We start from the raw sequence: 13,976 nt of genomic DNA on the forward strand, positions 1-13,976 counted from the left end.
CCGGCGCCAATCCAAGCCAGCGCATCCTGGTGCTCAAGCAGCCGGTGGGCGTGTGCGCGGCCATCACCCCCTGGAACTTTCCCAATGGCATGATCACCCGGAAAGTGGGCCCGGCGCTGGCGGCCGGCTGCACCATGGTGCTCAAGCCAGCAGCCCAGACCCCGCTCTCGGCGCTGGCGCTGGCGGTGCTGGCCGAGCGGGCGGGCATCCCCAAGGGCGCCTTCTCGGTCATCACCACGAGCGAGGCCAAGCCCATCGGGGAGGAGTTCTGCCGCAACCCGCAGGTGGCCAAGATCACGTTTACCGGCTCGACCAACGTGGGCCGCTGGCTGATGCGCGAGGCGGCAGACGGGATCAAGCGGCTGTCGCTGGAGCTGGGCGGCAATGCGCCGTTCATCGTGTTCGACGATGCCGATCTTGATGCGGCGGTGGAAGGCGCGATGGCCTCGAAGTTCCGCAATGCGGGCCAGACCTGCGTGTGCGCCAACCGGATCTATGTGCAGGAGAGCGTGGCTCAAGCCTTTGCCGAGAAGCTCGCCGCGAAGGCGAGGAGCCTCAAGCTCGGCCGGGGCACGGAGGAGGGCGTTTCCATGGGCCCGCTGATCGACGAGCGCGCGGTGGCGAAGATGGAGGAGCATGTGCAGGACGCGCTGGCCAAGGGCGGGCGGGTGCTGGTGGGCGGTAAGCGCTCGGATCTGGGCGGCACGTTCTTCGAGCCCACCGTGATGACGGGCGTGAACCAGGCGATGAGGGTGACGAAGGAGGAGACGTTCGCGCCGCTGGCGCCGATCATCCCATTCAAGGACGAGGCGGATGTGATCGGGATGGCCAACGACACGGAGTTCGGGCTGGCGTCGTATTTTTATGCCCGTGACATGGCGCGGGTGTTTCGGGTGGCGGAGGCGTTGGAGAGCGGGATGGTGGGCGTGAACACGCCGGCCTTGGCCAACGAGATGGCGCCGTTTGGGGGCATCAAGCAATCGGGGCTGGGCCGCGAGGGCTCGAAATACGGCATCGAGGGCTTCCTCGAAATCAAATACATCGCTCTCTCAGGCCTCTAAGCCACAGCACAAAACGAACAAAGCCGGGCAGCTCAGCCCGGCTTTTCTTTTCGCGCAGTCCTAATTGATCGAAATCTCTTACCGGATACCAGCGCGCATGAAGGATTGAACGAACTGTCTCTGGAAGAGAAGGAAGGCCAGAAGCAGGGGCGCCATGGTCATGACGGTCGCGGCCGTGATCACTGACCAATCCACGCCCGTTTCAGGAGCGCCGAACACGGCAAGACCCACCGTAAGAGGACGACTCTCGACGGAGTTGGTGACGATGAGCGGCCAGAGGAAGTTGTTCCAGTGATAGCTCACGGAGACGAGACCGAAGGCGATGTAGGTGGTCTTGCCGAGCGGCACGAAGACTCGCCATAGCACGCCGAAGGACGATGCGCCTTCCACACGCGCGGCCTCCACGAGTTCGTTCGGCACGCCCTTGAAGGTCTGGCGTAGCAGAAAGATGCCGAAGGCCGAGGCGATATAGGGCAGGGCGATCGCCGGGATCGTGTCGAGCAGGTTCAATGCGCTGATGACTCGGTAGTTTTCCACGATCAGCACATCCGGCATGATCATGAGCTGTACGAGCACAAGTGCGAAGAGAACGTCGCGGCCGAAAAATTTGAACCGCGCAAAGGCATAAGCCGCCAGCGTAGCAATCACGAGCTGGCATACGAGAACCAGGCTCACCAGCATCAGGGTGTTCAGGTAGTAGCGCGCGAACGGCGCCTGATGCCAAGCCTTGACAAAGTTGTCGAGTGTCAGCGGCGCGGTCAGATCGAAACGCGTGGCGTATTCTGACGGATGGAATGCGCTCCACAGGCTGTAGGCCAGCGGCAGCAGCCACAGCAGGGCCAGTACCCAGGCGGCGATGGTTTCGACCGAATGATCTTTCTGTCTCATTGGTAATGAATCCTGCGGTCGAGATAGACGAACTTGGTCAGTGCCACACCTGCCAGGATCGCGATCAGCGTCACAGTCAGCGTTGCCGCGTAGGTGGTGTCCTGGAAGGTGAAGGCGACTTCATAGATGTAGTAGAGCAGGAGCGAGCTCGCGTTATTCGGCCCGCCCTTGGTCATGATGACGAGCTGATCCACGAGCTTGAAGGAATTGATGAGCGCGTTGATCGAGATGAAAAGCGTCGTCGGCATCAGGAGCGGCAGTGTCACGCGACGGAAGAAGTACCACCGGCTCGCACCTTCAACCTCTGCGGCTTCTTTCAGCTCGGGCGGAATGGTCTGCAAAGCCGCCAGATAGAAGATCATGAAGAAGCCAGCCTCCTTCCACACCACCATAACGGCAAGGCACGTCATGACGGTGGAAGGATCGCCGAGCCAATTATTGCTCGCAAAACCGAAATTCTTCAGGAATTGATCGAGCAGGCCGTAGCCCGGCGTGTAGAAGAACAGCCAGATATTCGCCACCGCGATCATGGGAAGAACGGTGGGTGTGAAGAAGGCAAGACGCAGGAAGGAACGGCCTGCGATCTTCTTGTCCACCCACACGGCCATCAGTAGCGCCAGCGCGATGCTGGTCGGGACGGTCGCCAGAGCAAAGACGATGTTGTTGCGCAGCACCTGCCAGAAAACATCGTCATCCAGCATGTAGGCGTAGTTCTCGAACCCGACGAAATTCGATGTGCCGCCACGGCCGAGCGAGAAGAAGCTGTGATAGAGCGTCGACAGGATCGGGTAATGGGTGAAGGTACCCAGCAACACGATGGCAGGCAGAAGCAGCAGCCAGGCATTGATGCTCGTCATCCAATTCCTGCGCTTGGCGGCTCTGGGCTCTGCGGCGCTCATGACGGCTGCAACCATTGTCGGCTCCTAGTCGGAAGAGGGGAGGTGCTGCGGCAGAGGTCCGCCGCAGCACTTGAGCAACATTACTTGTAGCGGCTGAGGATGCGCTCAGACTGCTTCTGCGCGCTCTCGAGAGCTTCCTGCGGGGTCTGCGTGCCGGTGACGGCTGCCTGAACCGCATCGTTCATGATCTTGTAGATGCGGCCGTTCTCGTGAACCGAGAGTTCGGCGACGGCATGCTGCAGCTGGTCGCGTGCGACGACGGCCTGCGGGAAGTCCTTGACGTAGTTCTTCATGACTTCCGTTTCGTAGGCGGCAGGCGTCACGGCGACATAGCCGGTCTTGATGCTCCACTCGGCGGCGCGCTCGGGAGCCGTCATCCACTGGATGAACTTCGCGGCTGCCTTTTGCTGCTCAGGAGAGGCGCTCTTGAACACATAGAAGTTGCCGCCACCGGTCGGCGAACCACGGCGCTCCTTGGCTGGCAGCATGGCGACGCCGAAGTTGAACTTCGCGCCTTCCTTCACTGCGGTCAGGTTACCGGTGGTGTGCCACATCATGGCCGTCTTGCCTTCGAGGAAGTCCGTGCGCAGAGTGCCCCATTCCACGGCGCCCTTCGGCATCACGCCGTCCTTGGCGGCGAGATCGACCCAGTACTGCAGGGCTTCAACAGTCTTCGGTGCGTTGAAGGAGACCTGAGTGCCGGCCTCGTTCATGAGCTTCTGACCGTTCTCGATGGCGAGGGCTTGAAGCATCCAGTAGCCGTAGCCGGTGGAGGGAATTTCCACGCCCCAGCGGGTCACGTTGCCGGAAGCGTCCTTCTTCACGAGCTTCTTCGACATCTCGGCCATCTCAGCCCAGGTTGTCGGCGGCTTCTCGGGGTCGAGGCCTGCTTCCTTGAAAGCGTCCTTGTTGTAGTAGAGGACGATGGTAGAACGCTGGAACGGGATGCTCCAGGTCTTGCCCTCCACACGGCCGTTTTCCATGAAGGCCGGATAGAAGCTGTCGAGCCACTTCTTGTCTACACCCTCGATCTGATCGATCGGCACGATGGCCTGCTCGTCCATGAGCGTGAAGAGGTCCGTGGAGAACAGCACCGAGAGCTGCGGGGGCTGACCACCCTTCATGGCGGTCATCGCCTTGGTCATCGTGTCGGTGTAGTTGCCCGAATAAACGGACTCGACCTTGATGTCCGGGTTCTCTTTCTGGAAGCCCTGGACCATGTCGTCGATGATCTTCGTGACAGGTCCGCCGACGGCGACGGGGTAATACATAGTCAGGTTGACCGCATGGGCCACGGTGGCGCTCAGGCTTGCCGCCGTCATGAGGCCTGCCGTGAGCAGGGCTTTGGTTTTGAACTTCATTGTCCTCCCCCTCGGGGTTTATGGAAGCCACACGCTTGCGACCTTGGCGAGCCGCGAGCGTCCTTTCAGAGGATGAGCCTCACGCGTGCGATGCAGTGCCCGCGCGACGCTTTCCGCTGTCCCTGTCAAACAGATGTATATGACGGTTTTGCCACTCCAGCGAGACTTGTGCACCGGTCGGTAGCGAGCAGTAACCGGTCTGGCGAACGGAGACGTTCTCGCCTTTCACGTCGCACAGGACGATGCTGTCGGCCCCGAGATACTCGACGGCTTTGACGGTAGCCGGAACGCCGTTGCCTTCAACGATCGACACATGCTCCGGCCTCACGCCTAGCATGGCGTTGTCCTGCCAGGAAATGATGTTCATGGGCGGCGTGCCGATGAAGCGTGCCGTGAAATCGCTCGCGGGCTCATTGTAAAGCTCATGCGGGGCGCCGTTCTGCTCGATATGACCGTCGCGCATGAGAATAACGCGATCCGCCATGGTCATGGCTTCGGTCTGATCGTGCGTGACATAGACCATGGTCATGCCAAGGCGCTGCTGCAGGCTGCGGATTTCCGTGCGCATTTCATGGCGGAGCTTTGCGTCGAGGTTCGATAACGGCTCGTCCATGAGACAGACAGGCGCTTCGGCAATAATGGCGCGACCCAGCGCGACGCGCTGGCGCTGGCCGCCGGAGAGCTGGCTCGGCTTGCGCTCGAGCAGATGGCTCAGGCCCACGATATCCGCCACTTTCTTCAGGCGCTCGTCACGCTCGGCGCGTCCGACGCCACGGACCTTCAGGCCGAAGACGATATTTTCAGCAACGTTCAGGTGCGGAAACAGCGCGTAAGACTGGAACACCATGGAGATGTGGCGCTGCGCGGGCGAGAGATGCGTGACCTCCCGCCCGCCGATGGTGATCGTGCCTGAGTCGACTTCTTCGAGACCTGCGATCAGCCGCAAGGTTGTCGACTTGCCACAGCCGGAGGGGCCGAGCAGGACGAGAAGCGTGCCCGCATCGGCCTTGAAGCTGATATTGTTGACGCCGCCGACGCCACCCCATGTTTTCGATACTGCGTTGACGACAATCTCGGACATGAGAACGATCCTTGGCGTTGGAGATCAGACGGCCTGACGGCGTTTTGCGTTGAGGAGGAGCTCGGCCAGCTCGGCAAAGCCGTCACCGGAATGGCCCTTGGCGATATAGGCCGGCTTGTTCTTCAGCCGGTGCTCGAAAGCGTGAATGTTGGCGACGCCGACGCTGAGTGGGAAGGCCTCGAACATCGGCTCATCATTCGGCGAGTCGCCCGCATAGATCACGGATTTCTTCGCCTCTTCCCAATCCATGCCGAACGCATCGGCCAGAAATGTCTTGGCCATGCTGAGCTTGTTGTAGTCGCCGAACCAGCCGTTCACATGGATGGAGCTGACCTTTGCCTGCGCCCCGTGGCGTTCGAAGATCGCGACAATTCTGTCGACTTCGGATTCCGGCAGCGCAGGAACGTCCTCGCAGAAATCGATGGCAAGGTCGGCGAGACGATAAGCCTGATCGCTGGCGAGCGCTGAACCGGGAACAGATTCGAGCACTTCCTTCTCGATGGCATCGAGCTTGGCGCGGTTCTTCTTCAGGTCTTCAGGACTGGCCCAGAAATGCTGGTCCATCTTTTTCCGCTGGCGGTCGTAGCGGAGATAGAAGGCGCCATTCTCGCCCACGATACCATCCACCGGCCACATACGGGCGATGTGATCGCACCACCCGGCCGGGCGACCGGTGACGGGAACGACCAGGAAGCCTGCACGCTGCAAATTTTCCAGGGCGGCATAGGCCGAGGCCGTAAGCATGCCTTCCGTCGTAATGGTGTCGTCGATGTCGGTAAGGATGACGCGCACGGACCGCGCCTTTTCCAGCGGAAGCTGAGAAAGGGGGATCATGCTGCTCCTCCCATAGAGGTGGAGCTGCAGGGTTGCAGGGCGCTTTCGTGCATAAGCAGGCGTTTCCTTCTGCGGCACTCATCGGTGCCTTATGTAAAACCTAGATGACGGAATTTGGAGCTTCAATCATACTTCTGTGGAATGTTCCAACTTTTTTGACCAGGTTACGCTATTCTCGGTTGTGCATGGAGGCTTGAAGCGTGTCCTTCCCAGAAGGCAAGAAGGCTGTGCGCCAGCGCCTGATCGTGGCTGAGCTGGGCCTGAGCCCGGCCGTGCGAACCTCCGACCTTGCACGACGGCTCGGCGTCTCTGCGGAGACGGTGCGGCGCGATATCGAAGAACTGACCCAGCGCGGGCTGGTGAGCCGCACCTATGGCGGCGCGGCCGGGCGACAGCTGGGCCTTCAGCCCGAATTCCAGGACCGGAACACCCTTGCCGTCGAAGAACGAGAGGCCATTGCCCAGATCGCCGTCAAACTGGTCCAGCCGGGTGATGTGATCATGATCGACTCAGGATCCACCACGGCGCGGTTCGCCCAGATTTTGGCCGAGAGGGCAGAACGAATCACGGTGATCACGAATTGCTTCGCGGTTGCCAGCGCTCTTGTATCGCAGAACAGCGTCAGGGTTCTTTTCTGCCCGGGCGATTTCTCGGCCCGTGAGCGAGGCGTCTATGGTTCGGAAACCAACGCCTTTCTCCGACGCTTCAATGCAGATATCGCCTTCATCGGTGCGAGCGGTCTCACCCTCGAAGGGCCGAACGATGTGGAAACCCAGGCGTGCTGGGTGAAAAGAACCATGATCGAGCGGGCGGAGCGCAGCGTCCTCCTCCTCGATTCCGCGAAGTTCAACCGCCGCCATCTCGAACTCGTCTGTTCCATGGCAGAATTGTCAGACATCATCACGGATCACGTGCCGGATGGGGCTCTGGTCGACAGGATCGCAGCCAGCAATGTGGCTCTGCATGTTGCAGAGCAGGGTGATAAGCCGCGCGTTCTTGCAACGGCTTAGACAGGCTCTTCACGTCAGGAATTTATCGCGTAAGCTCACGGCATGACAGATGATGCAGCAATCCTCCGTGCCTTGTTCGACGCTGCCTTGAAGGTCGCTCTGCCTGACGGGAAATTCGAGACCTGTTTGCCGCCCAAGCCGAAGGGGCGGACGATCGTTCTCGGTGCCGGCAAGGCTTCGGCACGCATGGCGGCGGCTTTCGAGCAGGCCTGGGCGAAAGAAGGCGGCACCTGCGAGGGGCTTGTCGTCACCCGATATGGTCATGCTGTTACTGTGCAATCCATTGAAATCGTGGAGGCCTCTCACCCTGTTCCCGACGAGGCCGGATTGAACGCGGCCAAACGTATTCTGGCACTCGCTCATGAAGCAGGCCCCGACGATCTCGTCGTTTGCTTGATCTCAGGCGGGGCCTCGGCGCTTCTCTCGCTTCCCGCTGCAGGCATCACATTCGCAGACAAGCAGGCAGTGAACCGTGCTCTTCTGAAATCAGGCGCCCCCATCGGCGAGATGAATCTCGTCCGCAAGTCGCTCTCCGCTATCAAGGGCGGCAGGCTGGCCGCAGCTGTCGCTCCGGCGCAGCTCGTTACCTATTTGATATCCGATGTTCCAGGAGACGATCCATCCAGCATAGGATCCGGGCCAACAATTCCCGAGCGTATCGACCCGGAGACCGCTTTATCGATCCTCGGAAAATATAGCATCGAGGTTTCTCCCCATGTGGTTCAGGCCATGCGCGTCAACATCGTTGAGAGTTCGGCAGCAGGGGGAGAGATGCATATGCTCGCAACGCCCAAGATGGCTCTTGACGCGGCGGCAGACAAAGCACGCGAATTTGGCCTGACACCCTTGATCCTCGGGGATGCGATTGAAGGGGAGGCGCGTGAAGTTGCGCGCGTGATGGCTGGAATTGCGCGATCCGCAAATACACATGGAATGCCTGTTGCTGTTCCATGCGTGCTACTCTCAGGCGGTGAGACGACGGTGACCGTTCGCGGCCAGGGCCGTGGTGGTCGTAATGCGGAGTTCCTGCTGGCCCTGGCTTTGTCGTTGCGCGGCGCGAAGGGCATGTCCGCTCTTGCCTGCGATACGGATGGAATCGATGGATCGGAAAACAATGCCGGGGCATGGTTTGATCAATCCATTTTCGCAGCTGCAGACGCGAAAGGGCTGAACCTTTCGGAATATCTCGCCAGCAACGATGCCTACAGTGCTTTCGCGCAGATCGACAGATTGATCGTAACGGGGCCGACCCTAACGAACGTGAATGACTTTCGCGCTATTCTCATCCGTTAAAGTGCACCGACCGCGCCGGTAATGTTTTTCTCCGGAATCGTCAGGGTGACGCTCGTGCCGTGGCCTTCCACGCTGTCGATATCGAGCCCGCCGCCATGAAGCTTCAGGATATGCCAGGCCAGGCTTAATCCAAGGCCCGTACCGGGCAGTTGCTTGGCATTCTGCCCACGGAAGAAAGGCTGCATCAGGAAGGGTAGGTCCCGGTCGGAAATGCCGATGCCTTCATCCTTCACCGTAATTACGATGCAGTCATCGAGCGCATAGGATGTAACGGTAATCGGTTGGCCGGCCTCCGAATATTTCATGGCGTTGGAGAGCACGATCACGAGCGCTTGCTCCAGGAGAATAGGATCTCCCACGATCGCTTCCGGCAGTTCGCTGATGTCGATGTCAAACGGGCGTTCGGGCTCATGGCTGTTCTGCTCGCGGCAGGCGCGCAGGATCAGGGCTTCAGGGTTGAACTCGCTGGGATTGAGAAGCATCCCGCCGGCGCTGGCGCGCGTATAGGACAGGATCATCTCGATCAGCTCGTCCAGCCGCAGGCTGGACCGCCAGATTCTCTCGGCCCTATGCCGGACGTCATCCGCGCTCATCTTCTCGGCGCGTCGCATCATCCCTTGAGCAAGGGCATTGATGGTCGAAAGCGGCGTCCTGAGCTGATGAGCAAGAAGAGCGATACGATCCAGCGGTTGGAAGATCTTCCTCTCGCTGGGTCGGACAGCCGCGGCCTGCTGAGGCTTGGAGGGCTTTTTAGGGGGCCTTTGGGCAGGAGGCACAGAAAACTCGTACTTTTTAAGTATATAACGTTCAATCCAGCTCCCGAATTAGAGCAGTAAAATGCCGTGTCCATGCTTTGGGCTTTAGAAATGTGAAGCTGCGCACATTGAAGTGGTTCCGACTGTTCAGATTTGTTTTTGAACCCGTGAAGTTTCGCATTTCCGAAATAAATATGGCGAATTAATAATATTTAACGCGCGTCTGCGGAGAGTATTATTTTGGAATCCTATCGGAATGCTCTCGATTTTGTGGACAGGTTCTTAGGGTATTCGTCAGAGGCCACACTTTCCTGTCACGCTTGAAACCTGCACTTCGTTAAAGCGTTTCCTTGCCGGATATCATAGCCAAGGAGAATGATCATGGATCGTGATCGCACTGAAGGCAGCATGAAGAACATCAAGGGCCGCGTGAAGGAAGGCGTCGGCAAGGCTATCGGCGATTCCAAGATGGAAGCCGAGGGCAAAATGGATAAGACCGAGGGTCGTATCCAGAATACGATTGGCGGCATGAAAGACAGCATGCGCAAAGGCAGCTGATCCTGAAGTTCTAAAAAGAACCCGGCCATGGCCGGGTTCTTTTTATGCAGGCTTGCCCGCTCGCATAATCAGGAAGCTGATATTCTTCTCGTTCTGCTGTTGCTCTAAGAGTTCGTCCCCAAGCTCTCGGATGAGATTAGGAACATCGATACCCGCCAGAGGATCCGTACAGATAACTCGTAATTGATCGCCTGGGTTCATGGAAAGCAACGCTTTGCGCGTGCGCAAAACCGGAAGCGGGCACTTCAATCCGGACAGATCGAGTTCAATCATCGAGGCTTTCCTGCCCGCATTCAGCATTGATATTTGTACGTTTCATGAAGCTCTCCGCCGCATCGAGATCTTCAGGGGTATTGATATTGAAGAAAGGGTCTACCTGATCCACGGACCATGATGCTGTTGCGAGTCCATGCAGTCTTACCCAATCCTCCACACGACGTAAGCCTTTGCATATCAGCGCATCGCGCAGATTGCCGCATAGGGATACCGGCCAAAGGCCTGTCGCGAAATGATGTCGCGATCCTGAAGCGGCACACGCGATCAAACTACGTGAAGCAGCACGCGCCGCATGAAGGCGCTCGACAAGGTCCATGGGGATGAAAGGCGTATCGCCTGGAACGCTGACGATCCATTCGATGGAGGGGTTGTTTCTTGCAGTCCACTCCATCGCTGCGAGAAGCCCTGCAAGCGGACCAGGATGATTGGGAACGGTGTCTGGTACGACGGTGAGGTGTGTCTGCGCGAAGCGGCCCGCATTACCGTTCGCGTTGACAATCATACTTTCGCATTGAGGTTCTAATTTCCGGACGACATGAGACAGAAGGGCTTGTCCACCGAGCTCCAAAAGCGTCTTGTCTATGCCGCCCATGCGCCTTGAAAGGCCGCCTGCGAGAATGACGCCCAAGGTAGTGGGAGTGGACCCCATGCTGGATTACTCGATGACGATACGCGGGGCGGGACGCGCAACTGCGCCGCCGGACAAAGATGTCCATATCTGCTGCGCCATGGCCTTGTAGATCTGCGCATGCGGTCCGCTCGGATCTGTGGCCGTGACAGGGCGCCCTGAATCCGAAAGTTCGCGGATCGTCATATTGAGCGGGACCTCTCCGAGGAAGGGAACGCCGAGGCGTGCGGCTTCATCTCTTGCGCCACCATGTCCGAAGATGTGCGAAGCCTGGCCGCAATGGGGGCATACGAAGGTCGCCATGTTTTCGATGATGCCCAGGATCGGGATTTCCACGCGCTTGAACATGGAGACACCGCGGCGTGCATCGATGAGCGCCAGATCTTGCGGTGTGGATACGATTACCGCACCTGCCAGAGGCGTCGCTTGGGCCATGGTGAGCTGCGCATCGCCGGTGCCGGGCGGCATGTCGACGACGAGTACGTCGAGATCACCCCAGGCAACCTCGCGCAGCATTTGCGTGATTGCGGACATCACCATCGGTCCGCGCCAGATCATCGCCGCTTCCTCCTCAACGAGGAACCCGATGGACATGACTTTCAGGCCATAGGCTTCCATGGGCTCGAGAATGCGGTTCTCGAGCAACTTGGGCTTTCCTTGAATGCCGAGGAGCTTCGGCATGGAAGGGCCATAGATGTCGGCATCGAGAATGCCGACCTTCAGGCCGAGAGCCTTGAGGCCGAGGGCGAGATTGCAGGCCGTGGTCGACTTGCCGACGCCGCCCTTGCCGGATGCAACGGCAATCACGTGCTTCACGCCAGGGATGCGCTGGCCCTTGGCTTGAGCCGCTGCATGGGGGCGCTGTGCTGCAGCCGGGGAGGGAGGCGATGCCGCCGCGCCTGCAGGGCGGTCTGCCGTGAGGCTGGCGAAGACACCCTTCACGCCAGGCAGACCCTGGACGGCCGTTGCCGCAGCCTGGCGAACCTGTTCCATGGCCTGTGCTTCGGTTGGATCGATCGCGATAGAGAACATCACCCGGCCCGCGTCGTCGATATGGACGTCCGACAAGCGTCCTGATGCGACGAGGTCCGTCCCACTGGCTCCGACCGGTACGGTGGAGAGCGCTTGCAGCACATGGTTACGCGTGATCGCCACGATGGAGGCTCCTGAAAGTCGAGCAAACAGATTTCTGAGCATCATGTATAGCCTTGCGACCCATTCGTTAAGGCGTTGCTTGGCCGTCATAGAGGATATCCGAACCAAAACCGAGCCTGTCCGTTGTCAAAACACTCCCTCGGGGCCTGCCGAAGCCAGCCGAAAGCCGCGCTTGCAGGTCGCCCCGTGACGACACTGCCCAATCAGGAGAGGATGATGCACCAGCACGGCCATAACGATCCGAATGCCAAGAAGCTCTATGATCTCATCAATGACGTGAAAATCGCCATGATGACCACCATTGATACCGATGGCACGCTGCATAGCCGGCCCATGTACAACCAGGAAGCCGATGAACATGGCGATCTCTGGTTCTTCACGCAGATCCAGTCGCCCAAGACGACTGAGCTTTCTCGCGACAACGAGGTCAATCTAGGCTTCAGCGATCCGAGCAGCCAGACCTATGTCTCCATCTCCGGCAGGGCCGAGATTGTACGCGACAAGGCCAAGATCGAGGAGAAGTGGTCTGAGCCCTTGCGTGCTTGGTTTCCGAAAGGCGTGGACGATCCGCAGATCGCGCTGATCCGCGTGCATCCTTCCAAGGGCGAGTACTGGGACAGCCCGTCCTCGACGATCGTGCATCTTTATGGATATGCCAAGGCCGCGCTCACCGGAAAACCTCCTCATCCGGGTGATCAGGCAAAGGTCAATCTCAATTGATGCTATAACGACAATTCAAGCAACGAGGGCCGCTTAAGCGGCCCTTTTTCATGCCTCTTATTTGCTTCTTTCTTGGACGCCCCAGCTTGAGTATGATCGGTGCCAAGCCAACAAAAGTGACCCGGAACTTATCCGCAGGTTGACAAAAGAACAGGAAAGGGGCGTTCCCAGGGAGGGAAGGATGAAATCCATCTGGCTTGCCGCCGTCTCCACTGTAGCCTTCGCGTCCACGGGTCTTACCCAGCCTGCCACTCAGCCGCCGACCAGCAATCTCGAAAAGCTGCAAACATTCCAGAGCACAGGTACTGTCGAGCCTAAGCAGATTCCCCAGGAAGGCCGTCGTGCCGACGCCATTCGCAAGAATCTTGAAAAGATCAAGCTACCGGCAGGGTTCAAGATTGATCTTTATGCCGTCGTACCTGATGCCCGTCACATGGCGGTTGGTCCCAATGCCGGTGTCGTCTTCGTCGGAACCCGCAAGAACAATGTCTATGTCGTGACGGATCGCGATAAGGACCGCATGGCCGATGAGGTGAAGCAGTTCGCTCCGTCCGTCGAGTTCAAGATTCCCAATGGTGTCTGCTTCTCGCGAGACGGTATGCTCTATGTTGCGGAACAGAACCGGGTGCTGCAATTCCCGGCGGCCGAGTTCTTCTACGAAGGACCTGATGTGGCAGCCGGCATCGTTGCCAAGCAGGGCGAGTTGATTCCACCGACGGAGGAGAGCTTCAACCACACTGCCCGAGTCTGTCGGGTCGGCCCCGACAACAAGCTCTACATTGCGCTTGGCCAGCCCTACAATGTTCCGCCGAAAGAGAAGATGGAGCTTTACCGCAAAGTCGGCATCGGCGGCATCATTCGCATGGATCAGGACGGCAAGAATCGCGAGGTCTATGCGACCGGCATTCGCAACTCGGTTGGGATGGACTTCAATCCTGCCGACAAGTCCTTGTGGTTCACCGACAATCAAGTCGATGGCATGGGTGATGACCAGCCTCCCGGCGAGTTGAACCGCGTCGTTCAGATGGGGCAGAATTTCGGCTTCCCGTATTACGGCGGCGGCATGGTTCGCACCGTCGAGTACAAGGACGACCAAGTGCCATCAGGCACCATTGCGCCGCAGGCCGAGATGGCACCGCATGCCGCCGATCTCGGAATGGTCTTCTACAGCGGTAAGATGTTCCCTCGATCCTATCAGGGCGGCATCTTCTCGGCTCAGCACGGATCGTGGAACCGAACCAAACCAGTAGGGGCGCGGGTGATGTTCACGCCTCTCAAACCCGACGGCACGGCCGACAAGCCGCAGGTCTTCGCCGAGGGATGGCTCAACGAGAACGGCGAATATCTTGGCCGGCCAGTTGACGTGGCCGTGCTGCTTGACGGCTCGCTTCTCGTCTCTGACGACACGGCGGGTGCAGTTTATCGCATCTCTTACGAAGGTCAGTAGGGCTCCTTAC

Annotated in this window: 15 protein-coding genes; 6 read left to right on the forward strand and 9 right to left on the reverse strand. The window is 59.0% G+C overall.

Annotation, left to right across the window (positions count from 1 at the left end; translation table 11 throughout):
• On the forward strand, window positions 1–1,061 hold a 1,061-nt coding region (locus MJ639_RS09675; protein WP_243370983.1), incomplete at its 5' end, for an NAD-dependent succinate-semialdehyde dehydrogenase.
• Between the two features lie 78 nt (window positions 1,062–1,139).
• Here the strand turns inward: MJ639_RS09675 and MJ639_RS09680 are convergent.
• From MJ639_RS09680 to MJ639_RS09700, 5 genes are all read right to left on the reverse strand, one after another.
• Window positions 1,140–1,949, reverse strand: a complete 810-nt coding sequence (locus MJ639_RS09680; RefSeq protein WP_243370985.1) for a carbohydrate ABC transporter permease — start codon at window positions 1,947–1,949, stop codon at window positions 1,140–1,142.
• Window positions 1,946–2,863, reverse strand: coding sequence for a carbohydrate ABC transporter permease (locus MJ639_RS09685; protein ID WP_423790780.1), 918 nt, complete (start codon window positions 2,861–2,863; stop codon window positions 1,946–1,948). The genes MJ639_RS09680 and MJ639_RS09685 overlap by 4 nt, the downstream gene beginning before the upstream one ends.
• A gap of 65 nt (window positions 2,864–2,928) precedes the next feature.
• A complete protein-coding gene (locus MJ639_RS09690; protein ID WP_243370987.1) occupies window positions 2,929–4,209 on the reverse strand; it encodes an ABC transporter substrate-binding protein in 1,281 nt (426 codons plus the stop codon).
• A 79-nt stretch (window positions 4,210–4,288) separates the two neighbouring features.
• Complete coding sequence (locus MJ639_RS09695) at window positions 4,289–5,290, reverse strand: ABC transporter ATP-binding protein (protein ID WP_243370989.1); 1,002 nt, start codon at window positions 5,288–5,290, stop codon at window positions 4,289–4,291.
• 24 nt (window positions 5,291–5,314) lie between these two features.
• Complete coding sequence (locus MJ639_RS09700; protein WP_243370991.1) at window positions 5,315–6,124, reverse strand: HAD family hydrolase; 810 nt, start codon at window positions 6,122–6,124, stop codon at window positions 5,315–5,317.
• 200 nt (window positions 6,125–6,324) lie between these two features.
• Between MJ639_RS09700 and MJ639_RS09705 the strand changes: the two genes are divergently transcribed.
• Complete coding sequence (locus tag MJ639_RS09705; RefSeq protein ID WP_243370993.1) at window positions 6,325–7,134, forward strand: DeoR/GlpR family DNA-binding transcription regulator; 810 nt, start codon at window positions 6,325–6,327, stop codon at window positions 7,132–7,134.
• Between the two features lie 42 nt (window positions 7,135–7,176).
• Window positions 7,177–8,427, forward strand: coding sequence for a glycerate kinase type-2 family protein (locus MJ639_RS09710; RefSeq protein WP_243371006.1), 1,251 nt, complete (start codon window positions 7,177–7,179; stop codon window positions 8,425–8,427).
• Here the strand turns inward: MJ639_RS09710 and MJ639_RS09715 are convergent.
• A complete protein-coding gene (locus MJ639_RS09715) occupies window positions 8,424–9,203 on the reverse strand; it encodes a sensor histidine kinase (RefSeq protein WP_243371008.1) in 780 nt (259 codons plus the stop codon). The genes MJ639_RS09710 and MJ639_RS09715 overlap by 4 nt on opposite strands.
• A gap of 360 nt (window positions 9,204–9,563) precedes the next feature.
• Here MJ639_RS09715 and MJ639_RS09720 point away from each other — a divergent pair, with 360 nt between their 5' ends.
• Window positions 9,564–9,740 carry a CsbD family protein gene (locus MJ639_RS09720; protein ID WP_243371011.1) on the forward strand — a complete coding sequence of 59 codons (177 nt, stop codon included), beginning with the start codon at window positions 9,564–9,566 and terminating at the stop codon, window positions 9,738–9,740.
• A 42-nt stretch (window positions 9,741–9,782) separates the two neighbouring features.
• On the opposite strand, the gene MJ639_RS09725 is transcribed toward MJ639_RS09720, so the two are convergent.
• Genes MJ639_RS09725 through MJ639_RS09735 form a run of 3 tightly spaced genes read right to left on the reverse strand, consistent with a single transcriptional unit; the run spans window position 9,783 to window position 11,799 of the window.
• Window positions 9,783–10,013: a sulfurtransferase TusA family protein gene (locus MJ639_RS09725; RefSeq protein ID WP_243371019.1), complete on the reverse strand. Its 231-nt coding sequence runs from the start codon at window positions 10,011–10,013 to the stop codon at window positions 9,783–9,785.
• On the reverse strand, window positions 10,006–10,644 hold the full coding sequence (mobA, locus tag MJ639_RS09730; protein WP_341482646.1) for a molybdenum cofactor guanylyltransferase MobA: 639 nt from the start codon (window positions 10,642–10,644) through the stop codon (window positions 10,006–10,008). The genes MJ639_RS09725 and mobA overlap by 8 nt, the downstream gene beginning before the upstream one ends.
• Before the next feature lie 27 nt (window positions 10,645–10,671).
• On the reverse strand, window positions 10,672–11,799 hold the full coding sequence (locus MJ639_RS09735) for an Mrp/NBP35 family ATP-binding protein (RefSeq protein WP_243371024.1): 1,128 nt from the start codon (window positions 11,797–11,799) through the stop codon (window positions 10,672–10,674).
• Window positions 11,800–12,015: 216 nt separating this feature from the next.
• On the opposite strand from MJ639_RS09735, the gene MJ639_RS09740 reads away from it, so the two are divergent.
• Entirely contained in the window at window positions 12,016–12,519 is a 504-nt protein-coding gene (locus MJ639_RS09740) for a pyridoxamine 5'-phosphate oxidase family protein (protein WP_243372001.1), read from the forward strand.
• Between the two features lie 181 nt (window positions 12,520–12,700).
• Window positions 12,701–13,966, forward strand: coding sequence for a PQQ-dependent sugar dehydrogenase (locus MJ639_RS09745; RefSeq protein ID WP_243371026.1), 1,266 nt, complete (start codon window positions 12,701–12,703; stop codon window positions 13,964–13,966).
• Window positions 13,967–13,976 lie beyond the last annotated feature (10 nt).

The sequence above is a fragment of the Microvirga solisilvae genome, from assembly GCF_022808595.1.
GTDB lineage: Bacteria > Pseudomonadota > Alphaproteobacteria > Rhizobiales > Beijerinckiaceae > Microvirga > Microvirga solisilvae.

Bases quoted from the DNA above. Each gene is read 5' to 3' on its own strand.
- MJ639_RS09695 (WP_243370989.1), bottom strand. From the start codon at position 5,290: ATGTCCGAGATTGTCGTCAACGCAGTATCGAAAACATGGGGTGGCGTC.
- MJ639_RS09700 (WP_243370991.1), bottom strand. From the start codon at position 6,124: ATGATCCCCCTTTCTCAGCTTCCGCTGGAAAAGGCGCGGTCCGTGCGC.
- MJ639_RS09725 (WP_243371019.1), bottom strand. From the start codon at position 10,013: ATGATTGAACTCGATCTGTCCGGATTGAAGTGCCCGCTTCCGGTTTTG.
- MJ639_RS09745 (WP_243371026.1), top strand. From the start codon at position 12,701: ATGAAATCCATCTGGCTTGCCGCCGTCTCCACTGTAGCCTTCGCGTCC.
- MJ639_RS09740 (WP_243372001.1), top strand. From the start codon at position 12,016: ATGCACCAGCACGGCCATAACGATCCGAATGCCAAGAAGCTCTATGAT.
- MJ639_RS09680 (WP_243370985.1), bottom strand. From the start codon at position 1,949: ATGAGACAGAAAGATCATTCGGTCGAAACCATCGCCGCCTGGGTACTG.
- MJ639_RS09690 (WP_243370987.1), bottom strand. From the start codon at position 4,209: ATGAAGTTCAAAACCAAAGCCCTGCTCACGGCAGGCCTCATGACGGCG.
- MJ639_RS09710 (WP_243371006.1), top strand. From the start codon at position 7,177: ATGACAGATGATGCAGCAATCCTCCGTGCCTTGTTCGACGCTGCCTTG.
- MJ639_RS09720 (WP_243371011.1), top strand. From the start codon at position 9,564: ATGGATCGTGATCGCACTGAAGGCAGCATGAAGAACATCAAGGGCCGC.
- MJ639_RS09685 (WP_423790780.1), bottom strand. From the start codon at position 2,863: ATGGTTGCAGCCGTCATGAGCGCCGCAGAGCCCAGAGCCGCCAAGCGC.